This window comes from Rhodococcus sp. PAMC28707 (genome assembly GCF_004795915.1).
Classification (GTDB): Bacteria; Actinomycetota; Actinomycetes; order Mycobacteriales; family Mycobacteriaceae; genus Rhodococcoides.
Map to the genome: position 1 here is coordinate 1,592,236 of NZ_CP039253.1, position 21,718 is coordinate 1,613,953.

Annotated in this window: 17 protein-coding genes; 10 read left to right on the forward strand and 7 right to left on the reverse strand. The window is 62.6% G+C overall.

Annotation, left to right across the window (positions count from 1 at the left end; all coding sequences use genetic code 11):
• Nucleotides 1-2: 2 nt before the first annotated feature.
• A complete protein-coding gene (locus E5720_RS07205) occupies nucleotides 3-1,319 on the forward strand; it encodes a S1 family peptidase (protein WP_210729968.1) in 1,317 nt (438 codons plus the stop codon).
• Between the two features lie 27 nt (nucleotides 1,320-1,346).
• On the opposite strand, the gene E5720_RS07210 is transcribed toward E5720_RS07205, so the two are convergent.
• A complete protein-coding gene (locus E5720_RS07210; protein WP_168708293.1) occupies nucleotides 1,347-2,417 on the reverse strand; it encodes a GNAT family N-acetyltransferase in 1,071 nt (356 codons plus the stop codon).
• Nucleotides 2,418-2,527: 110 nt separating this feature from the next.
• On the opposite strand from E5720_RS07210, the gene E5720_RS07215 reads away from it, so the two are divergent.
• Nucleotides 2,528-2,716 carry a hypothetical protein gene (locus E5720_RS07215; protein WP_136170087.1) on the forward strand — a complete coding sequence of 63 codons (189 nt, stop codon included), beginning with the start codon at nucleotides 2,528-2,530 and terminating at the stop codon, nucleotides 2,714-2,716.
• 68 nt (nucleotides 2,717-2,784) lie between these two features.
• On the opposite strand, the gene E5720_RS07220 is transcribed toward E5720_RS07215, so the two are convergent.
• The gene (locus E5720_RS07220) at nucleotides 2,785-3,450 is read right to left on the reverse strand and encodes an ammonium transporter (RefSeq protein ID WP_136170088.1); all 666 of its coding nucleotides are present in this window, start codon (nucleotides 3,448-3,450) and stop codon (nucleotides 2,785-2,787) included.
• A 552-nt stretch (nucleotides 3,451-4,002) separates the two neighbouring features.
• On the opposite strand from E5720_RS07220, the gene E5720_RS07225 reads away from it, so the two are divergent.
• Nucleotides 4,003-7,266, forward strand: a complete 3,264-nt coding sequence (locus E5720_RS07225) for a (Fe-S)-binding protein (protein WP_136170089.1) — start codon at nucleotides 4,003-4,005, stop codon at nucleotides 7,264-7,266.
• Between the two features lie 60 nt (nucleotides 7,267-7,326).
• Entirely contained in the window at nucleotides 7,327-8,349 is a 1,023-nt protein-coding gene (locus E5720_RS07230; RefSeq protein ID WP_247596203.1) for a hypothetical protein, read from the forward strand.
• A 95-nt stretch (nucleotides 8,350-8,444) separates the two neighbouring features.
• On the opposite strand, the gene E5720_RS07235 is transcribed toward E5720_RS07230, so the two are convergent.
• Both E5720_RS07235 and E5720_RS07240 read right to left on the reverse strand, forming a co-directional pair.
• Nucleotides 8,445-10,355 (reverse strand): prolyl oligopeptidase family serine peptidase, encoded by a 1,911-nt coding sequence (locus E5720_RS07235; protein ID WP_136170090.1) that lies wholly within the window; start codon nucleotides 10,353-10,355, stop codon nucleotides 8,445-8,447.
• Nucleotides 10,356-10,419: 64 nt separating this feature from the next.
• Complete coding sequence (locus E5720_RS07240) at nucleotides 10,420-11,127, reverse strand: SOS response-associated peptidase (protein WP_136170091.1); 708 nt, start codon at nucleotides 11,125-11,127, stop codon at nucleotides 10,420-10,422.
• 88 nt (nucleotides 11,128-11,215) lie between these two features.
• Here E5720_RS07240 and E5720_RS07245 point away from each other — a divergent pair, with 88 nt between their 5' ends.
• The gene (locus E5720_RS07245; RefSeq protein ID WP_136170092.1) at nucleotides 11,216-12,469 is read left to right on the forward strand and encodes a pyridoxal phosphate-dependent aminotransferase; all 1,254 of its coding nucleotides are present in this window, start codon (nucleotides 11,216-11,218) and stop codon (nucleotides 12,467-12,469) included.
• Between the two features lie 292 nt (nucleotides 12,470-12,761).
• The gene (locus E5720_RS07250) at nucleotides 12,762-14,039 is read left to right on the forward strand and encodes a YibE/F family protein (protein WP_136170093.1); all 1,278 of its coding nucleotides are present in this window, start codon (nucleotides 12,762-12,764) and stop codon (nucleotides 14,037-14,039) included.
• A gap of 13 nt (nucleotides 14,040-14,052) precedes the next feature.
• On the opposite strand, the gene ald is transcribed toward E5720_RS07250, so the two are convergent.
• Nucleotides 14,053-15,135 (reverse strand): alanine dehydrogenase, encoded by a 1,083-nt coding sequence (gene ald, locus E5720_RS07255; RefSeq protein WP_136170094.1) that lies wholly within the window; start codon nucleotides 15,133-15,135, stop codon nucleotides 14,053-14,055.
• Nucleotides 15,136-15,267: 132 nt separating this feature from the next.
• Here ald and E5720_RS07260 point away from each other — a divergent pair, with 132 nt between their 5' ends.
• Nucleotides 15,268-15,771: an Lrp/AsnC family transcriptional regulator gene (locus tag E5720_RS07260; protein ID WP_247596204.1), complete on the forward strand. Its 504-nt coding sequence runs from the start codon at nucleotides 15,268-15,270 to the stop codon at nucleotides 15,769-15,771.
• Nucleotides 15,772-15,779: 8 nt separating this feature from the next.
• Here E5720_RS07260 and E5720_RS07265 read toward each other — a convergent pair whose 3' ends face one another.
• Nucleotides 15,780-17,384, reverse strand: a complete 1,605-nt coding sequence (locus tag E5720_RS07265) for an Hsp70 family protein (protein ID WP_136170096.1) — start codon at nucleotides 17,382-17,384, stop codon at nucleotides 15,780-15,782.
• 108 nt (nucleotides 17,385-17,492) lie between these two features.
• Entirely contained in the window at nucleotides 17,493-19,013 is a 1,521-nt protein-coding gene (locus tag E5720_RS07270) for a hypothetical protein (RefSeq protein ID WP_136170097.1), read from the reverse strand.
• Nucleotides 19,014-19,340: 327 nt separating this feature from the next.
• On the opposite strand from E5720_RS07270, the gene E5720_RS07275 reads away from it, so the two are divergent.
• The 3 genes from E5720_RS07275 to E5720_RS07285 are packed head-to-tail and all read left to right on the forward strand — an operon-like array spanning nucleotide 19,341 to nucleotide 21,703.
• Nucleotides 19,341-19,598, forward strand: coding sequence for an acyl carrier protein (locus E5720_RS07275; protein WP_136170098.1), 258 nt, complete (start codon nucleotides 19,341-19,343; stop codon nucleotides 19,596-19,598).
• 5 nt (nucleotides 19,599-19,603) lie between these two features.
• Entirely contained in the window at nucleotides 19,604-20,761 is a 1,158-nt protein-coding gene (locus E5720_RS07280; protein ID WP_136170099.1) for an acyl-CoA dehydrogenase family protein, read from the forward strand.
• Entirely contained in the window at nucleotides 20,762-21,703 is a 942-nt protein-coding gene (locus E5720_RS07285; RefSeq protein WP_136170100.1) for an amino acid--[acyl-carrier-protein] ligase, read from the forward strand.
• The last annotated feature ends 15 nt before the right edge of the window (nucleotides 21,704-21,718 follow it).

Below are 21,718 nucleotides of genomic sequence, written 5' to 3' on the forward strand. Positions count from 1 at the left end.
TCATGCGTAACACGGGGGCACTGCGCGCAGCGGTGGTTTGTTCGACGGCGTTTTTACTCTTCGGTACCTTCTCTGCACCGGCCTCGGCCGAGCCCGACAGTGGAGTCGACCAGTCTGCCGCAGATCAGTTGCCGCGTGAACTCGCAGAGGCTGTAGAACGCGATCTGAAAATCTCTCCCCAGGAGTACCTCGATCGCGCAGCCCGTGCGCAGGAGTTGTCCACTTACGCAACGGATTTCCGCGCCAACCGACCAGCCGACTTCGCTGGTGCCTGGATAGGTCCCGACGGCAAGGCAGTCGTCGCAGTGACATCTCAGGACGCCGCCCATGCCGTGGCGCAGGACGGCTACGAGTCCGCGCAGGCCCCAGTCTCGGCAGACGGGCTGGAACGGTCCCTCACGGACCTGAACAACTGGATCTCCACCTTGCCTCGCGAGGTCGCCAGTCAGGTCAACGGCACCTCGATCGACGTTTTGGACAATCAGATCGTCATCGACCTCGCGAACAGTCCCATCGGCAACGCGCTCAACCTTCCGACACTGCTGGCGAACCTGAAGGTCAATTTGTCGCCGGGTGGACCCAAGCCCACCGATCCCACACCGATGGGAGGAGACACCTACGTCACCACCTCGGGTCCCATCAAGGACACCGCGCCCACCGACATCAGCGTCTGTTCCTTCGGATTCAACGCCACATCGGGCTCCGGCGAATCGGTCAACCTCAGTGCAGGGCATTGCAATCCGAATGCCTCCACCGGCGTAGGCGGCGCACCGGTCTACCTGCCCAACCCGGCCAACGTGCACGAGAGCACCCAAATCGGCACCTTCGCCAAGTCCAGCCTCGGATCCCCCAGCGCACTCGACTGGTCGGTCATCTCACTCAACGACAACGGCACCTCCTCCGGTCTCGACAAGCCGACCGTCCGCGGAGCCAACGGCAGCACGGTGACCATCACCGGCACTGCTTCCCCCGTCGTCGGAGCGCCCGTCTGCAAGTCCGGTCAGTCGTCCTCGTTCACCTGCGGGGTAGTTGCCGCAGACCGCGTCGAGACCCAACTGTTCATGGACGACGGCACCAGCCGCACCGTTCGCGGCTTCGCAAGTACCGCATGCACTCTCGCGGGTGACAGTGGTGGCGCCATCGTGACGGGAACGCTCGCTCTGGGAATCACCAGCGGCTCCAACAGTGGCGGCGCACCGGATTGCACCGAGGCCAACCTTGCACTCGCCCAGTTCGGTGGCACGGCAAGCTTGGGAATCCCGATCGATCAGGTTGCGGCAGAAACAGGCACAACCGTCAGGACTGCCTCGCTCGACTGAAAATAGTCCGCTCCGCCCGGGGGCGAGTCACCGAAAGCGCTGGACGTACCGTCGCATGCGCGAGAGGGCCGGGGGAAGCTGGCGAAGAAGTCGGACCAGCACCCCGGACATGACCCAGGCCGTCGGTACCGCAGACACTCGAACGAGCTCGTAATCCGATGTGGCCCAAGCCGATTTGATCTCGTTGACGCCTACTCCCTGGTCGAGTGCGTCGACGCCCAGTTCGTCGTGATTGTTCGCGAACCATTCGATCAGTTGATGGCCGGGTTGGCACCGCCCGACCGACGGGTCGTAATGCGTGAGCCACCCTTCCATCCGTGAGCCTGTTCGCAGCCCGATCTCGTGGGCTGCCCATTGCCCGTCGATCACCAGACCTGCAATGCAGAGCCTGCCCGCTCGCGCCTCGCTCCGTAGGAAGTCATGAGCGAACTCGCCGTGCGGCGCAGTCAGATAGTTGATCTTCGTGGTGCCGGCGATCCCGCGGACCGCTACCTCCAAGATGTCGTTCCACCGAGCGTCCAGATGCGAGACCTCGGTGATCTCCTCGACCCGGAACGACGACCGACGCTGCACCTCGCTGCGGTATTGGCGAAGCCTCTTCAGCGACTTCGCACTTCGAATGCCCGAGGCACTCTGCCCGACAGCCAGATCGATGACCGGGACACGTTCACGCACCATCATCTCGACTGTCCACGACGGGTGCTGCGCGAGCCTCAGCACGGTGGGATCGTTAGCAATCATCGAATCCGCATCGACCATGTAGCCGAGGGATGCAATGGCGTCGAGCAACGAGTCGGAGGCTTCGGGATCCTCGCTGAGAAATTCGATCGGCACTCCCAAACCGGTCCCGATCACCTTTGCGAGAGTGAACGGCCCTCGGCGCACCAGAGACAAAGCTGCCGACGCAACCAAACGCCCATCTCGACGAATCGCCACCAATTCGAAGTCGAGACTCAACGCATGCGCAACATTGACCACAAAGCTCGGCCTCGACGAGAACACCGTCCCGACCCGGTCAGCGAGCGCGGACCACTCGGATTCGATGGACGAGGGCTCGGAGTGGACATGCATCGTAACTGCAGTGACGCCTGTTTCCACTCCAACAAAGTACCAAGGGATTGCAAAGAAAACCAAAACATTCATCCGAACAACCGACACGCGGACTGAGGGTCTCCACACGCACCCGTGGGCCGAAACCTGTCCTGGCAGTGTTCAATTCGACGGACATCGCGTCAGATATCGCCGCGGACAGTCGGGCACCTTCACACGGCTTCATTCACACGAGGCGCACCAGTCCTGGCTCGGAGCGATCGCAGTCGGCGGCGTCGTTCGGCTACCTGGTGATCATCGAGGTGTCGGGAATCAGATGGACAGACCCGGGTGTTCGATTCGGCTGACCTGGAACGCGAATGAGCCGGCCACCTCGTCGAGGTGGCCGGCTCATTGGAGCAAGAGAGTGGAGAAACTACTTCGCGAACTGCGTGGTTCCCGGGGCAGCGTTCAGGGTGTTGAGCAGATCGATTCCTGCCACGACCAAGGTTGGTCCGCCGGCGACGATTGTGCCAATGATTCCACCAATTGCAGCGAAAGCTGGCACAGTACCGATCCCGACGGGGCCCGCAAGGAAGCCGATGAGACCGATACCGAAACCGATTGCGGTTCCAGTGAAGCCACCGATAGCGGTCGCAATACCAAGCTGCGACGCGAAGACCTCTTGGGCCTTTGAATTTTCTTCGGCCGAGGCGACCTGCGTTGCACCGAGCGTGCGGGAGTTGGCCGAGGCCTTGGTCAGATCGAGCTGAGGAACGAGACGGAGCGTCTTGCCGTCGTTGTCGACGTTCTGCTCGTACGGGAAGCTCATGCCGCCGAGATTGAAGCTGAGCGGCAGGGTGACGACTACGTTCTCTGCCTGATCGAGCACGTCGACGGTCTTGCCGTCGTCGGCGACCTTGAAGACGCCCGCATCGATCGTGGTGACGATGGTGCGATCTTCGAGGTTCGACTCGTAGCCGATGTCCTGTGCAGGAGCCTCTGGCGCCGCCGGAGTCGGATCTGCATAGGCTGTTCCGCTGGCGAGCCCCATCGCCGCGGCAACGAGCACCGATGTGACGACCATTTTGCTGAGTTTCATCTGGAGATTGTTTCCGTTTCTATGCAAATCGAGCCCGGCTGTTGTCGAACAGAGTTGCCCCGCAGACGCAGAAACACCCCAAGACCGAATCCGCGAGTTAGTCGGTGCGGCAGCAGCATAACCTACAACTCGACCGATCGTTATCCTCTCGCGTTCTTTTCGAGTCACAATAGTTCTCATTTGTCACATCTGAACCCTCTGACACAAACAATGGACACGATTCGGTACCGAACTTGGACTACGACCGTGCGTCGGTGACCGCCGATCCGAACCCTCGAAGAAGGCAATGCGAGCGAACTTAGGACTGCCTTCTCGAACACCGGTGTTCGCCCTACGCATAACGTGACCACCAGGACGCACTCTACCGACCGGTTCAGCCCACCGGAAAGTTGAACGATCCGGCGATCCACCAGCGCAGAGCGATCTCCGCGTTGCTAAGTTACCCACCAGTACGCAAACCTTATTACTGGCGAGTAACCTGAAAAGTCGTACGCTTGTCGGGCTCGACCCGAGGCAGCTCCCCCGCTGCCTAAATAACGAAAGGCCGCTTACATGAACGCCGTGACGATTTCGTTGGGCACGTTCGGTGCGCTGCTCAGTCTCGTGTGTTGGTACTCCTTCATCCGCGGTGGATTGAAGATGTTCAACATCGTGCGCCTCGGGCAACCCGCTCCGGACCGCTGGCGCCCGATCATCCCTCGCTTCAAGCAGATGATCGTCGAGTTCGCCGCACACACCAAAATGGTCAAGTTCCGCACCGTCGGCTGGGCGCACTGGCTCGTCATGGTCGGTTTCATGCTCGGAGCCGTCTTCTGGTTCGAGGCATACGGCCAGACGTTCAACCCCGAGTTTCACTGGCCCATCTTCGGCAACTGGGCCATCTACCACCTGATGGACGAGATTCTCGGCATCGGCACCGTCGTCGGCATCCTCGTTCTCATCACCATTCGCCAGCTCAATCATCCTCGCAAGGCCGAGCGCCAGTCGCGCTTCGCCGGCTCCCGGTTCCGCGCTGCCTACTTCGTCGAGGCCGTCGTTCTCGTCGAGGGCCTCGGCATGATCTTCGTCAAGGCAGGCAAGATCGCCACCTACGGCCACGCGAACCCGTGGACCGACTTCTTCACGATGAACGTCGCCAAGATCCTTCCGGCCAGCGTCGTCATGGTCTCGGTCTTCGCCTTCATCAAGCTGATGTCCGGCATGATCTGGCTCTACTACGTCGGCCAGAACATCGACTGGGGCGTCGCATGGCACCGCTTCACCGCGTTCCCCAATATCTACTTCAAGCGTGAGGACGACGGCACCGCCGCCCTCGGCGCAGCCAAGCCGATGATGTCCGGCGGCAAGGTCCTCGTGATGGAAGAGGCCGACCCCGACGTCGACGCATTCGGCGCCGGCAAGATCGAGGACTTCAGCTGGAAGGGCTGGCTCGACTTCACCACCTGCACCGAGTGCGGTCGCTGCCAGTCGCAGTGCCCCGCCTGGAACACCGGCAAGCCACTCTCACCCAAGCTGCTCATCATGTCGCTGCGCGATCACAGCCAGGTCAAAGCCCCATACCTTCTTGCCGGCGGCAAGAAGGACATGGCAGGCGACGAAATCGGACTCGTCGACGCCGAAGGCAAACCCGACCAGGCCAAGCTCGACAAGATCCCGCAGTCAGCCCGCGACGAAGCCGATCGCAAGCTCGTCGCCGAAGCCATCGACGGCGGCATCATCGACCCCGAGACACTGTGGAGCTGCACCCAGTGCGGCGCCTGCGTCGAACAGTGCCCCGTGGACATCGAGCACGTCGACCACATCCTCGACATGCGTCGCTACCAGGTGCTCATCGAATCGGAGTTCCCATCCGAGCTCGCAGGCCTGTTCAAGAACCTGGAGAACAAGGGCAACCCCTGGGGCCAGAACTCCAAGGACCGCCTCAACTGGATCAAAGAGATGGACTTCGACATCCCCGTCTTCGGGCAGGATGCCGATTCCTTCCAGGACTACGAGTACCTGTTCTGGGTCGGTTGCGCCGGTGCCTACGAGGACCGCGCCAAGAAGACCACCAAGGCCGTCGCAGAGCTTCTCGCCACTGCGGGAGTCAAGTTTCTGGTCCTCGGCGCCGACGAAACCTGCACCGGCGACTCCGCGCGCCGTGCCGGTAACGAATTCCTGTTCCAGCAGCTCGCGATGCAGAACATCGAGACGCTGAACAACCTGTTCGACGGCGTCGAGCAGAAGCAGCGAAAGATCGTCGTCACCTGTGCGCACTGCTTCAACGCGCTCGGCAACGAGTACCCACAGGTCGGTGGCGACTACGAGGTCGTGCACCACACTCAGCTCCTCAACCGTCTCGTCCGTCAGAAGAAGCTGATCCCGGTCGCGTCGGTCAGCCAGGACATCACATACCACGACCCGTGCTTCCTCGGACGTCACAACAAGGTCTACGACGCTCCTCGTGAACTCATGGCAGCCTCGGGTGCCAACCTGAAGGAAATGCCACGACACGGCGAACGGTCCATGTGCTGCGGCGCCGGTGGCGCTCGTATGTGGATGGAAGAGAACATCGGCAAGCGCATCAACGTCGACCGGGTCGACGAAGCGCTCAGCATGAACCCGAAGAAGATCGCGACCGGTTGTCCGTTCTGCCGCGTCATGCTCACCGACGGCGTCACCGCACGCCAAGAGGGTGGCGAACACGAAGGCGTCGAGGTCGTCGACGTCGCGCAGCTGATGCTCGAGTCGATCACTCGCGTCGAGTCCTCGGTTCTGGGCGAGAACATCAAGGTGATTCCACGAGAGAAGCCTGCACAGGCCGACATCGTCACCGAGGAAGCCGCTGAGGTCGAAGAAGCCGAGCGCGTCCAGCCCGTCGAAGAGCCCGCAGAGTCGGCATCCGCACCGGCAGCTCCGGCACCCAAGGCCGGTGGCCTGAAGATGAAGGGCCTCGCGAAAGCACCGGGAGCGAAGGCACCGGGAGCTGCCACGACACCCGCTGCGCCCGAGGCAGAAGCCGCGCCGCCAGCAGCCAAGCCCAAGGGCCTCGGTATGGCCGGTGGCGCGAAAGCACCAGGTGGCAAGGGCCTTCAGGTGAAAGGCAAGGCACCTGGCGCCAAGGCTGCTGCACCGGCCGCCGAAGCTTCGGCAGCGGAGGCTGCAGCACCCGCAGCGAATAAGTCGGCAACGGAATCCTCGGCAGAAGCGACGGAAACCAAGCCGACCGTCAAGCCGAAGGGTCTTGCCATGAAGTCCGGCTTCAAGAAGCCGGGCGCCAAGGCACCGGGCAAGCCGGCTGAGGCAACCGAGGCTCCGGCAGCAGAGGCACCGGCAGCGACCGAGGCCCCGGCAGCTGCTGAATCGAAGCCGACCGTCAAGGCCAAGGGCCTCGCAGTCAAGTCCGGCTACAAGAAGCCTGGCGCCAAGGCACCGGGCAAGCCGGCTGAGGCAACCGAGGCACCAGCAGTCGAGGCTGAGGCACCGGCGGCAACCGAGGCCCCGTCAGCAGAGGCACCGGCAGCGACCGAAGCTTCAGCAGCCGTCGAATCGAAGCCGACCGTCAAGGCCAAGGGCCTGGCAGTCAAGTCCGGCTACAAGAAGCCAGGCGCCAAGGCACCGGGCAAGCCGGCGGCAGAGGCACCGGTAGTAGAGGCTCCAGTAGCTGTCGAGTCCGAGCCTGCAGTGTCGAACGAAGCCGAGGCCAAGGAGCCGACCGCTTCGACAGGCGAGAGTGCACAGCCCTCGAACGGTGACGCACCTGCTGCTCCCCCAGCCGCCAAGCCGGGCGGTCTCGGATTCCGAGCGGGCGCGAAGGCTCCGGGCCGAAAGAAGTAACCGAACACCCTTTTTCGCAAGTGCACCCCCTTTCTCGCCTCAGAGAAAGGGGGTTTACTTGTGAAAAAGGATGCGCGCTCGCGTTATCCACAGATCCATACACAGGCCATTGCCCTGAGCTGGATCGCTGACGACTATGAGCACGTGACCCGAATCGTTCGCCGGCAGGACGCCCTCACCCGCGGAATCACCGACTCCGAACTACAGCGTTATTGCCGAACCGAGTCATGGAAGCGTTTGCGCCCAGGGGCGTTCGTGAGCCGAGACGAGTTCGACGCGCTCGGTGCCGTCGACAAGCACCGCGTGATCGCCGAGGCAGTATTCGGCGCGGCTCGCACCCCTGATGCCGTGCTCAGTCACGTCTCGGCGGCCGTCGTCCATGGCCTGTCGGTGTGGGGCCTGCCTTTGAGGAAAGTGCACGTCACACGCAATCGCAGAAGTGGAGCGCGCACGAGTTCGGTTCGCGTCCTACACTGTTCGCCATACCATCCACACGAGATAGTGGACGTCGACGGTATTCGAGTGACGAGTCTCGGACGAACCATCGCCGATATCGCACGCTCCGAAAAGTTCGAGCCTGCGGTGTGCGCGGCCGACGAAGCCGCTCGGCTACACAATCTGACCACGGCCGAGGTGGTGAACGCACTGGATCTCCGCCCGACGCATTCCGGGAACGCAGCCGGGTTACGGGTGGCCAACTTCATGAACGGTCGTGCGGAAAGCGTCGGGGAATCTCGAACTCGCGTGGCACTGGCCGAGCTCGGCTACCGTCCCGAGCTGCAGACTTCGATTGTCGTGCAGGGTAAATCGATCGCACGCGTCGACTTCTACCTTCGAGCTATCACGACGGCATGCGAGTTCGACGGCAAGATCAAATACGGACGACTAGTCCCCGAAGGCTCGACCGCACACGAGGTGGTGTGGCGCGAAAAGCTTCGCGAGGACGCGATACGCGACGCCGGCATTCAAGTGGTCCGTCTGACGTGGGCGGACTTGTCTGCGCCGATCGAGATTCGTCGAAAAATCGAAGCCGCAGCGCTAAGAGCGGCCAAGTCGCCGCCGCCGACCGCGATAACCCGCTGAGCGCGCACCCTTTTTCCCAAGCGCACCCCCGCGCTCGGACGCGAACAACCGGTCACGGTTACCAAAAAGGGTGCGCGCTCCAAACCGAACGACGCTCAGGGCCTCCACAATTCGAGCTGAGGGATTCCGGGCGGGGTGAAGCCGAGCACTTGACCGTAAAAAGATAGTTCGGATTCCCGCGCGTGAACCTGTGTCTCCAATTTGCGGAAGCCGTGCGATTCACCCTCGTACGCCAGGTATGCGTGCCGAATGCCTTTGCGTACGAGTGCATCCCGGAATCGTTCGGCCTGTGACGGCGGCACGATCGGGTCGGAGAGCCCTTGCAGCAACAGTACGGGGCAGGACAATCCGTCGACGTTGTTGATCGGTGCGCGACTTCGGTACAGGTCGATCGTGTCGGGGAGCGGTCCGATCAGGCTGTCGATGTACCGTGATTCGAAGTCATGAGTCTCGGCGACGAACATTTCCAGTTCGGCAACACCATAGTACGAAGCACCGCAAGCGAATACATCCGAGGATGTGAGTGCCGCCAGCACGGTCCAGCCTCCTGCCGATCCGCCTTCGATCGCGAGTCTGGTTGGATCTGCGAAGCCGGCGTCGGCGAGGCCTTGCACTGCCGCGATCGTGTCCTCGACGTCGACCACTCCCCACTGACCGCGGAGACGGTTACGGTATTCCCGCCCGTATCCGCTCGATCCGCCGTAGTTGACGTCGACAACTCCGATTCCGCGGCTGGTGAAGTATGCGAATACCGGGTTGAGCGCGGGCGCGACGTGGGCCGTCGGGCCTCCATGGACGAATGCCACGTAGGGCGGCAATTCTCCTTCGAGTCCGTGGTATTCGGGGTTGCGCGGCGCGTAGGCGATCGCATGGACCTCGCGCTGTGGGCCTTGGAAGGTCATCGGCTCGCCCTGCGGGAGGTAGGCGGCGTCGGGAATCGTCTCCCGCCCCGAGCGGATTTCCACCAGCGAGCGCGTGTCGAGATCCAACAGTCGCAGCCCGCTGGCATTGTGTGCACCGCCCGTGCGCAGCAACACGGACGAGCCGCGGCGGCCACTGAGGGAAATGGAGGTGAGCCCGTCGAGGTCGATGTCGTCGAGCGATCCGGTGATGGGATCGAGGATGCCGAGCGTATCGGTGCCGAAGGTCCTGACTGTCAGGAGCTTTCCGTCGTCGAGCACCGAGTACCACTGTGCGCCGAGCTGCCACAGCGGAGCACCGAAGTCCGCATCCGCTGTATGTAAAGCCACTAGGTCTGCATCGACGGATGTCCGGTAAAGATTCCACCATCCGGATCGGTCACTGATGACGTACAGCGATTCGTCGTCGATCCACTCCGGTTGCAGCACCGATTCCTCGGTACCGCCGAGGATTGTTCGAGACACTCCGGTGGCCAGATCGACGATTCGGAGTTCGGTTCCATCCCAGGGCATCTGCGGGTGGTTCCAGGCGACGAACGCCAGCGTGTTCCCATTCGGCGAGAGCCTCGGGTACGCCAGGAAGTCCGATCCCGAGGCCAGCGATCGAACGCCGGAACCGTCGACTGCAATCGCACAGATGTCGCGGGAAACCTTCGCCCCGTCGTGGGTTTCCCGAACCGCCAGCACTTCGTTGCCGACAATCGACAGTTCGCCGTATCGAACCGCTGCCGCCACGGCAGGCGCCGGGGTCAACGCCACCGGTGTCTCGCCGGGCTTGCCGATATAGACACGTTGATCGGTGAACTCCGAGAACACGATCCGACCGTCATCGGTCGCGGTCCACGCCCCACCCCCGTATTCGTGAACACGGGTGCGCGCGTTGAAAGGCTCGGGCAGTAGTGCAGTAACACCACCGTTCTCGATGCGGCAAATGGTGGTGCGCCCACCTTCGGTCGGCCGCATCTCCGACCACCACACCTCATCGCCGACGAACCGACCCCCTTCGACGGGGTGTCCGCTGGCGGAGAGATCGACGGCGGAAATCGGGGATGGCCAGGATCCGAAGGGCAGCGCTGCAGAGGTCACACCGACCAGGGTAGGTGAGTCCCTCCCCCGCACCGTGCGCACCTTCGTGCCGGCAACGATGGAACTAGCCGACCGGTTGAAGCAGATCGGGGTTGTCGTTCTTGACGCTGTTGACCGCGGAGCTCACCTCGTAGGGCACCAAGCTCGGTTCGGGGATAGCGGCCAGCATCTCCTGGACCGAACCCAGATCGGTCATCGCCGGGTCCAGCCACTCGGACCGGAGGGACTCCGGCACGATCACCGGGGAGCGATCGTGAATGTGACCGAGCGCGTCCGCGGCGGGAGCCGTCAATACCGTGACCGACCAGACCCATCGATCCGGGTCCTCCTCGGATTTCGTCGGGTCGCGCCACAGCTCGTACAGGCCGGCCATCTCCAGGAGTCGTTCGGAGTGCAGGAAGTAGGGCACTTTGCTGCCTTCGCGCTTCTCCCACTCGTAGTATCCGTCGGCCGGGACGATGCATCGCCTACGGGCTGCGGCCTTCTTGAATGCCGGCTTCTCGGTGATCGTCTCGGATCTCGCGTTGATGAGCCTGCTGCCGATCTTGATGTCCTTGGACCACGACGGGATCAGACCCCAGCGGACCGAACGCAACTGCCGTACGGCGTCGGCCTCGGGTTCGTCTTTGGGTGCGCGCTCGAGAATGGTTCGCACGGTCTGCGTGGGCGCCACGTTGTACGCCGGGGGCAGTTCTTCGCCGATGGTCTCGGCAATGTCGAAGACTGCCCGTAGGTCACGATCGCTCTGGGTACTGGCATACCGTCCGCACATAATGAAAATTGTCGCATCCTGGACCGACAAGAAAGGCCTGGTCCACTATGCCTGGATGTGCTGGGCACCGACCTGGCACGATAGGGGGGTGAACCATCCGCAGACGAATCATCAGACGCGTCAACCTCGCACGTTGCAGCAGTCGACCAAGCTGCAGAATGTGCTGTACGAGATCCGCGGCCCGGTACACGCCCACGCGGCGCGACTGGAAGCCGAAGGTCATCGGATTCTCAAGCTCAATATCGGCAACCCTGCGCCGTTCGGTTTCGAGGCGCCCGACGTCATAGTCCGTGACATGATCGCCGCGTTGCCGTATGCGCAGGGCTACTCGGAGTCGAAGGGCATTCTGTCCGCCCGGCGTGCGATCGTCACGCGCTACGAACTCGAACCTGGCTTCCCCGAGCTCGACGTCGACGACATCTACCTGGGTAACGGCGTGTCCGAGCTCATCACGATGACGATGCAGGCACTGCTCGACGACGGCGACGAGGTCCTGATCCCTGCACCCGATTACCCACTGTGGACGGCGATGACGACGCTCGCGGGCGGCAAGGCCGTGCACTACATATGTGACGAGGAAAACGAGTGGAACCCCGACCTCGCCGACATCGAGTCGAAGATCACCCCCAAGACGGTGGCGCTGTTGGTGATCAACCCGAACAACCCGACCGGTGCGGTGTATTCGAAGGAGATCCTGCGGGGCATCGTCGAGCTGGCTCGTAAGCATCAGCTTCTACTGTTGGCCGACGAAATCTACGACCGCATCCTCTACGACGACGCCGAACACACGTCGTTGGCAAGCCTTGCTCCCGACCTCCTGTGCTTGACGTACAACGGGCTGTCCAAGGCGTACCGGGTGGCTGGGTACCGGGCAGGGTGGCTCGCGATCACCGGACCCAAGGCCCATGCAGCCGGGTTCCTCGAAGGTATCGATCTGTTGGCGTCGACCAGGCTGTGCCCCAATGTGCCCGCCCAACATGCGATTCAGGTGGCGCTGGGCGGACATCAGAGCATCAATGACCTCATTCTGCCCGGTGGCCGACTGCTCGAGCAGCGTGACGTCGCGTGGCAGAAGTTGAATGAGATCCACGGCGTCTCGTGTGTGAAACCGCGCGGTGCTCTGTACGCATTTCCGCGCCTCGACCCCGAAGTGCACGAGATTTACGACGACGAGAAGCTTGTCCAGGATCTGCTGTTGCAGGAGAAGATTCTGGTGGTGCAGGGCACCGGTTTCAACTGGCCTGGACACGACCATGTGCGCATCGTCACGCTTCCGTGGGCGCGTGATCTTTCGGAGGCGATCGAACGGTTCGGCAACTTTCTTGCTTCGTACAAGCAATAGGTTTGTCAGTTCAAAGTTTGCGGGTATCACTTCTGCACCTGACCGTAAAGTAGGGAAATTAATTGAAAAGTGACATAAAAAACAGTTGCATGCTCCTGCCAAATCAGTTGTAGATCTGTACATTGGCGTACGGCACCTCGCGTGCCCGAGCACTGGTCGTACCCCACCCCCCCCCGGGGCGATCAGGAAGGTGGCGGGGGACGCCCCCCCTGCTCCCCGCCACCGAGCTCCATAACGGTTCGAGATCCGATGAGGCTGCAGACCGCTCTTCACACCCCGATACTGTGTCACCGTGGATTCACACGGTCATGGGCACGGACATAGCAACGCACCGGCACCGCTCGGACCCGTCGCCGCACGAATAGTCGTGGGGCTTCTCGTCGCGATCGGAATATGCGTGATCGGCGGTGCAATTGCACTGTGGCCGAGCCAGCAGAACGTCGACATCCCGCTCCCGTTCAATACCTCCGGTGGTCGCGCGGTCCAAAGCGAAGCGGGCACGATTGTGTCGCAAGACATCGGGCCCTGCGGCAGCGCTTCGTCCGGACGCGTATTCACCGGTAACCCGACGCCACCTGCCAGCGCAGGATACGACTGCCAACGCAGCATCGTCACGATCGACTCAGGACCGAATGCAGGCACGCGGACCCTGATCGAAGTCGTCCCGGGCCCCGGCCAACCGGACCTTCGCACCGGTGAGAGCATTCGGCTGGTCCGGCAGACCGACCCCACCGGAACCACCCAGTACTCGTTCAACGATTACGCCCGCGGACTGCCACTCGCAGTCATCGTCGGTGTATTCGCCGTCGTCATCTGCATCGTTGCGAGGTGGCGTGGATTTCGTGCGCTGCTGGGATTGATAGTGGCGTTCGGCGTGCTCGTCGGATTCATGCTCCCTGCACTTCTCGACGGCGCACCCGCGATTCCCGTCGCCCTGGTCTCCGGAGCTGTCATTCTGTACGGCGTTCTCTACCTCGCGCACGGCGTCAACCTGCGGACGAGTTCTGCCCTCCTCGGAACTCTCATGTCGATGGCGTTGGCTGCAATGTTGTCCTATGTTGCGATTCGGATGACCCACCTGACGGGGCTGTCGGAAGAACAGAACACCAACGTTCAGGCCTACATCCAACAAGTCAGCATCACCGGATTGCTCCTTGCGGGGTTCATCATCGGGTCGCTCGGTGTCCTCAACGACGTGACGATCACCCAGGCGTCGACTGCGTTCGAGATCGCCTCGGCGGACGCAACGACGACGCGACGGCAGATCTTCACCTCCGCGATGCGCGTGGGGCGTGACCATATCGCCAGCACCGTCTACACCCTGGTGCTGGCGTATGCCGGTGGGGCGCTTCCACTTCTACTGCTGTTCAGCGTCACCGGCCGATCCATCCAGGATGTTCTGACCGGTGACGCCGTGGCCATCGAGATCGTCCGCTCTTCGGTCGGCGGTATCGCGCTGGCGCTGTCCGTTCCGCTGACCACTGCCATCGCCGCTATGCTCGCCCGGCCGGGAGGGCCGCCCGAGCCGTCGGAGTCGACCGCGAGAAAGGCAGGCAGGCACTCTCGCTAGGAGAGCCGAAAAGTCATGCGAAGGCTGCCGCGACGCTCTCCGACAACAGATCACCGTGGTGCGTGCTGAGCCCGTTACGCAAGCCTGCGTCCTCCTCGCATGCCTCTTCCCAACCCTTGTCGGCGAGCGCGCAGACGTAGGGCAGCGTCGCGTTGGTCAACGCATAGGTCGACGTCCGCGGGACAGCGCCCGGCATGTTCGCGACGCAGTAGAAGACCGACTCGTGCACCCGGTAGGTCGGGTCGGCGTGCGTAGTGGGAACCGAATTCTCGAAGCAGCCGCCCTGGTCGATGGCGATGTCGACGAGCACCGAACCATGCTTCATGCGCTGAACGAGACTGTCGGAGACCAACATCGGCGCTCTCGCCCCGGGTACCAATACCGCCCCGATCACCATGTCGGCTGCCAGAACGGCCTGTTCGAGCTCGAAGGCGCTGGACGCGACCGTCTTGACGCTGCCGTGGTACAGATCGTCGATGCCGCGCAGCGCCTTCACGTCGAGATCGAGGACCGTGACGTCGGCGTGCATGCCGTGCGCGATGGCGACGGCGTTCCTCCCCGACACGCCTGCACCGATGACGACGACGTTCGCCGGACGCACTCCGGGCACTCCCCCCATGAGAACGCCGCGGCCTCCACCGCTGGCCATCAAATGGTAGGCACCTGCCTGCGGTGCAAGCCTTCCGGCAACCTCGCTCATCGGCGCCAGCAGTGGGAGTGATCCGTTCGGGGCAGTGACGGTCTCGTAGGCGATTGCGGTGGTGCCCGATGCGAGCAATGCGTCAATGCAGGGCTTCGAGGCAGCCAGATGCAGAAAGGTGAACAGGACCTGATCACGCCGGAGCAGTGCGTACTCCTCGGCGATCGGCTCCTTGACCTTGAGCAGCAGGTCGGCCGCGTCCCACACTTTGGCAGCCTCGGCGAATATCTGCGCGCCTGCCGCTTTGAAGTCGGTGTCGCAGAACGACGAACCGACGCCTGCTTCGGATTCGACGATGACTTCGTGTCCGTGCGAGACCAATTCGTGTACGCCCGCTGGGGTGATGGCCACCCGGTACTCGTTGTTCTTGATCTCGCGAGGAATTCCGATCTTCATGGTGGCCTCCTGAATAGAAATTCGACGGATTGCCACAATTGTGAATTATAAATAGAAAAAGGCTCAAGAGATGTGAACATAATTCTGTAGATTGGGTGGATGGGATCAAATAGTTCAGTGCATGGCGACCGGGTGAGGCATGATCCGAACGATGTTCGGCACGCGGCAGATGCTCGAAAGACGCCACTCGACGACATCGACCACATCCTCATCGACGTACTTCGGCACAACGCCCGAACGCCCAACAATGCACTTGCGGCGGCAGCGGGCATTGCACCATCGACCGCCCTGGGACGGGTGCGTTCCCTCGTCGAGCGCGGAGTCATTCGCGGGTTTCATGCAGAAATCGATCCCGAAGCGCTCGGGCAGGGCATCCAGGCCATGATCTCGGTCCGACTACAGGCGGATGCCCGACGAAGAATCAACGAATTCGGTGAGCAGATCGCCGCGCTCGCGGAGACGCTGAACATCTACTTCATCGCGGGCGCGGACGACTTTCTGATCCATGTATCGACGGTAGACACCGCGGCACTACGCAACTTCGTCGTGGACAACCTCAGCGCCCATCCAGCCGTCGCCGCCACCGAGACCACTCTGATCTTCGAGCACATTCGCCCGCGGAATCCGGTCGCCTGAAACTTCGATCAGGGAGCGGGCGGGAAGAGCGGCGGCAAGGTAGGCAGCGTGAAGTCCGGCAAGCCGGGGATCAGGGGCGGTGGAGGCGGAGGTGGCGGTGCGACCTCCGGCTCGGAAGATTGCTCCGTCGTTCGATCCTCGGTAACTTGCTGGCGCGTCGGTTCGACAACCTCGGGTTCGGGTTCGACGACCGGAGCTTCCGGGACGGTCTCCACGGGCGGTGGCGGCGGAAGCGGAGCCGGAATCACCGGAGGTGCTGCCAGAGGTGACGTCCCTGCCACGCTCGAGGTGGCGGGCGGCTGCGTCACCGCGGTCTCGACGACCGCGGGCGCGTCCGGACGCGTCACGACGAATCCCGATACGGCGATCACCGCTGCAGCAGCAACTCCGAATACGGACCACGCCCGAATTCGGCGTCGTCTACGCACGTCTTCGTCTTCACCGTCGTCTTCTTCGTAATCCGCGTCCAGCCAGTAGACCTTCTCGAGCGCGAAGTGTTTCGGGGCGGGCGAAGCCGATTCGACTTCCCTCGCATCCGGCACAGCAGAAACGGCAGGCGCGGCAACGGTAGGAGCTACAGCCGGGGCTGTCGGCGGATAGAACGGCCGCGCACCCGTATCTGCAGCGGGTAGATTCTTCCGCGCGTTCGCTGCGGTCGGAGTCGTTTCGACAGGTCGAGGCGCGACGAAGCCGGCGGCGGGCGCAGGGTCCGATTCCGGCCGGACCGGCGCTGCAGGAGCGGGGCGCGCCGAGAGTGCTGCGCCGCGGGCCGAGACAGTTTCCGGCTCGTTCGGGGTGATCGCCGGCAAATGCAGAGATGGGCCGACGCGTTCACGAACGAGCGGGATGCGCGACCCACCACCGATGAGAACGACGGCGTCGATAGGAACGTTTGCATCGATGAGAACACTGCGTGCGAACTCGATGGCCTGATCGATGTGGTCGGCGATCAATGCCTCGAAGTTGTCCCGCGAGAGCAGGATCATGCCGCTTTCGTCGGGCAGGCACACCGCGTCATTGCTCGACAGCCGTTCCTTGGCCACACGACACCGACGCTCGAACAGGTCCATGTCGGCGGCATCGCTCGGCTTGCCGAGGCGTGCGAGCTGATTGTCACGAAGGAATTCGTCGATGAGATCTCCGCTGAACGCACTGGAGCGTTGTGTGACGACGACTCGACGGGACGCCAGGTTCACGACGCTGACGTTCAGACCCGAACTTCCCAGGTCGAACAATGCGACGGTCGAGAAGCCCGCAGCTTCACCGCTGACGACGAGGTATTCGAGAACCGCCTCGACCTCGGGCACGAGGCGGTAGTTCTGCAGGTGCTGATTCTCCAGAGCGCGGTGCAGGGTATCTGCCTGATGGGCATCCCGGTACGCGACGCCGGTGGTCATCGACGGCTCGGACTCGGCGGCCAGCGCGCTGATCGACTCGGCGGCAAGGTACTCCACGTGATCGTCGACCGTGTCGATGACTTGATTGTGGAAGAACAACTGCTGAGGGGCTTCGAGCAAACGGGTAGACGAGACGTGAGCATTGGCCGTCCCGTTGCGTGGCTGAGCCATACGCACGGCGTGGGCGCCCATGGACACCCCCAACAACACAGTCATCTCTCTTGCCTCGCTTCGCGGTAGACGGTCGGACTCCGATACTCGCCCCATCAGGTCACGCTACCGGGTGTGTGGCTGAAGTGCGGCGTGGCCCCGTCAGCGCTGGGGTCAATTCACATCCGAGTCGTCTTCGACCACATAGCCGTCGTCGTAGTAGAAATCGTCCTCGATGTACTCGATGTTGCCGGTATCCGGTTCGGTGCCTGGTTCGACGGGATCAAAGGCGTCCACCGGCTCTGGCACCGGCTCCGGCTCGGGCACCGGGATCGATTCCGGCTGCGCAGGCACACTCTCGGCAACCGAGGAATTTCCGGCGGGGATCGAGCCGGGATCTATCCCGATCCCGGGAGGAGGGGCTGTACTGCCTCGTACCGCGACGATCACCCAGACCAGCAGAACCACCGTGGCTACTGCCCCCAGCCAGCAGGCGTCCCTTGCCGACCACTGCATACGACGGGGACTTCGCGACGCGGGGACCGATGCCGGTGAGGCCTCGATCGGACCCGCCCAGTTCGAGGCTGCCCAGTTCGGGGCCGCCTCAGCAGTGACCGTCTCAACTGGGACCGCACGCTCGAGGGGCTCGCCCACAGGCGCTGCCGCTACAGGGGCGAGCGCCACCGGGATCGTTTGCATCGGCGCTGTCTCCGTCGCCGCCTGGGCAGTTTCCGCGTCCGATGTCCTCGGCTCCTGCGTCGCAGCTTCCGCCTCGGCCGGTTCGGGAACTACAGCCGGTTCGGGAACTACAGCCGGTTCGGGAACTACAGCGGGCTCGGAAACTTCGACGGGAGGCGTGCTCGCATGATGCTCCGCCAGCAGCGTCGCGAGAGTCATCATCGGAGCGATCGGTGCGGCCTCCAGCGCTGCACCTTCCGCAATGACCGACATCGGTGAATCCGGAACGACGACGTCGACGACCCACCTGCGTTCGACGAGTGACCGCACGATCGGCATGTGCGAGCCACCACCGATGAGCAACACCGCATCCGGGGGCGATGGGGCCGCCCATGCGAGCGCTTGAAGGATAAGGGGGGCTGCGGCGTCGTCGAATTCGTTGCGACTGATCAGCAACGGCCCGTTGTTCGGCGCGCGGACACCCGCAACCGTGCTGAGCATCTCTTTCAGGTCGCGGAAGAACACGCGGTATTCGCGCTCGCCTTCCGGGCCTTCTGCGGGGGGAAGGATCTTCTTGGTCATGACGATTTTTTCGACTACCCGGTCGAGTGCGTCACCGGAAAGGATCGGAGTGCGTCGAGTTCGGGTGACGTCGCCTGCTGCCACATCCAACGTGAGCGCGGTCGTACCGTTCGTTCCGAGGTCGAGCACCAGCAATGCCCGCGCAGTCGCGAGCCTGCCGATCGAGCGCGCGTAGGCGAGCACCGCCGATCCCTCGTCGACCATTCGAATGGTGGAGGTTTCACTACTGTCGATCGAGTCCAGGAGTGAGGCCACTACGTCCGAATCGCGTCCGGTGAGTACGACATCGTCGAACGGTCCGCAGTCGGCAAGCTTGCCGTTCAGGAGCCAATGGGCTCCTTCGGCGTCTATCGAATCCTCGATGCGGCGCCCGTCTCTGAGGTAAGAGATCCGGACGACACTCGGCTCCACGGCTATGCCGCAGACTCCACTCACCGGCACTGAGTTCCTTCATTTATTGGCCCGACGAAGCCCTCACTGTACTTCGTCACCCCACCTACCTCGGGCGCATACGGGCGGGACAAGGTCCCACACAGCCGTGATGCTCATCTCGATTGAAATCCGAATCCCAGGGAAACCTGCTGGTAGGAAACCGATCCAAGAGCAGCCGAACAATTCATACCGACGCTTCAAAACAATCTACTATATTGTTTGGGAAGGTCTGGGGAGACAGCTGGGTTGCAAACATCGACGTGTTGCAAACCGACAGTCAGTACGAGGCCGTCCGGTCTCGGAAAGTTACGAGATTCAGTGGAGGTTCGTATGGAGACACTCAATGCTGCAGATGTGGCCAGGGTTCGCGAAGTTCTGGACAAATTCGGGAAGCTTCCACTACCAGCTTCGGACATCGAGGACGCGGCCGATCTCTACGACAGTGGCCTCACCTCGCATGCCAGCGTCAACGTCATGATCGCGCTCGAGGACGAGTTCGATATCGAATTCCCCGATGCCATGCTGCAGAAGGCCACGTTCGCCAGCATCGAGTCCATCGCCACAGCCGTCGCACAACTCACGGACTGAGGGCTATGACCACCGCTTACCGGGACGCCATCGATATCTCGAACATGTCCGAGGTACTGACCACGGTGCGTTCGTTCGCCGATGAGGTCGATCGTGATGCACGATTCCCGACCGAGTCCATGGAGGCGATTCGCCAAGCAGGCCTCCTCGAGGCAGGCATTCCCGTGCACTTCGGTGGCGGCGGTCTTTCCCTTACCCAACTCGCTCATATCGCACGGTCACTGGGCGCAGAATGCGCCTCTTCGGCAATGATCTTCGTGATGCATCAGTCCCAGGTACTGAGCATCGTCCGGCACGGCAAGTCCGACGCAATGGAATCGTTGCTGCGTCGCTTCGTTCTCGAACGTCCGCTGGTGGCCTCGGCGACCACTGAGATCAACATCGGTGGCGACGTGCGAACCAGCGGGTGCGCGGTCGAATACGACGGCGATCGGATCACGTTGTCGAAAACCGCACCGGTGATCTCCTATGGCGAATACGCACAGTTCGTCCTCGCGACGGCTCGTCGCTCGGTGGACAGCCCCCCGAGCGATCAGGTGTTGGTCGTCTGCGAGAAGCCGGACGTCGTGCTCGAACGCACCGGCGATTGGGACACCCTCGGGTTCCGTGGAACCTGCAGCCCCGGTTTCCAACTCGAAGCAACTGCCACGACGTCGAGCATTCTCGGTGACAGCTACGGCGATATCTCGGCGCAGACGATGCTGCCTGCCGCGCATGTGCTCTGGAGTGCCGCGTGGCTGGGCATCGCTGATGCGGCAGTCACCAAGGCGCGCAAGTCCGTTCGCAAGGCTGCCAGTCGCACGCCGGGAGTCACCCCGCCGAGCGCACTTCGGCTCGCCGAGCTGTATGTCGTACACGAGCAGCTCGTCGACGCGGTATTCGGCGCGGCAGCAAAGTACGAGGCCATCGCGGACTCCCCCGGAGATCTCGGTGCTATCGGATTCGCGGTGCGGATCAACAACCTCAAGGTGACTGCGTCGTCACTCGTCATCGACATCGTCGGCAAAGCGTTGCAGATCTGCGGTATTTCCGGCTACCGACAGGACTCCGACATGAGCATCGGCCGTCACCTGCGGGACGCGCACGGCTCCGCCATCATGGTCAGCAACGAACGCATTCTCGGGCACAACTCCCAACTTGCGCTCGTCTACAAAGGTAACTGAATGACTGCACACGCGAACCCCACCGAGATTTCCGAACTCGATTCGGCGCGAGCACGATTCCGCGAGGAACTCGTTGCCGCCGAACTACTCGTCCCCAGCTCGGTGGAGGGTCTCTACGGCCGCTCGGGTGAGTTCGAGGACATCATCGACAGAATCGACGAGGTCGTCGACGCCGCGGGACGATCCGAGCACGGATTCTCGGCTCCACGATTCCGCTTCCCCCCGGTTTTCCCGCGGGAAGCATTCGAGCGCACCGATTACATCGCCTCGTTTCCCAACCTGACCGGTGCCATCAACACCTTCGACGGTGACAACAAGGCCCATGCCTCGTTGCTCGCGGACCGTGCCGAAGGCAAGGACTGGGATCACCACCTCGAGTCCGCAGGCACCATGCTCGTTTCGGCCGCATGCCACCCGTCGTACTCGATGATGACGGGCGTACTGCCGGAAGACGGTCGGTTGCTCGACATCTACGGCTACTGCTTCCGGCACGAGCCGGCGGTGGATCCCGCACGGATGCAAGCATTTCGGATGCACGAGTACGTTCGTGTCGGCACTCCGGACGAGGCCATCGCACATCGCGAACGCTGGGTGGTGCGAGGCATGGAGGTGCTTGCCGACCTCGGCCTCGAAGCCGAAGCCGTCATCGCCAACGACCCGTTCTTCGGACGCGCAGGCCGCATGTTGGCTGCGAACCAGCGCAACGAGAACCTCAAGACCGAACTCGTCGTCAAACTCTACGGAGATCTCGACGACGGCACCGCGGTGGTCTCGTGCAATTGCCACCGTGACCACTTCGGTCACACGTTCGGAATTTCCACGGTCGACGGCGAACCCGCACACAGCGCGTGTGTCGGCTTCGGTATGGAGCGCATCGCACTGGCGATGTTGCGCACCCACGGCCTCGACAGTCGAAAGTGGCCCGCTTCCATTTCCCGCTGAGCGAACGACCACCAA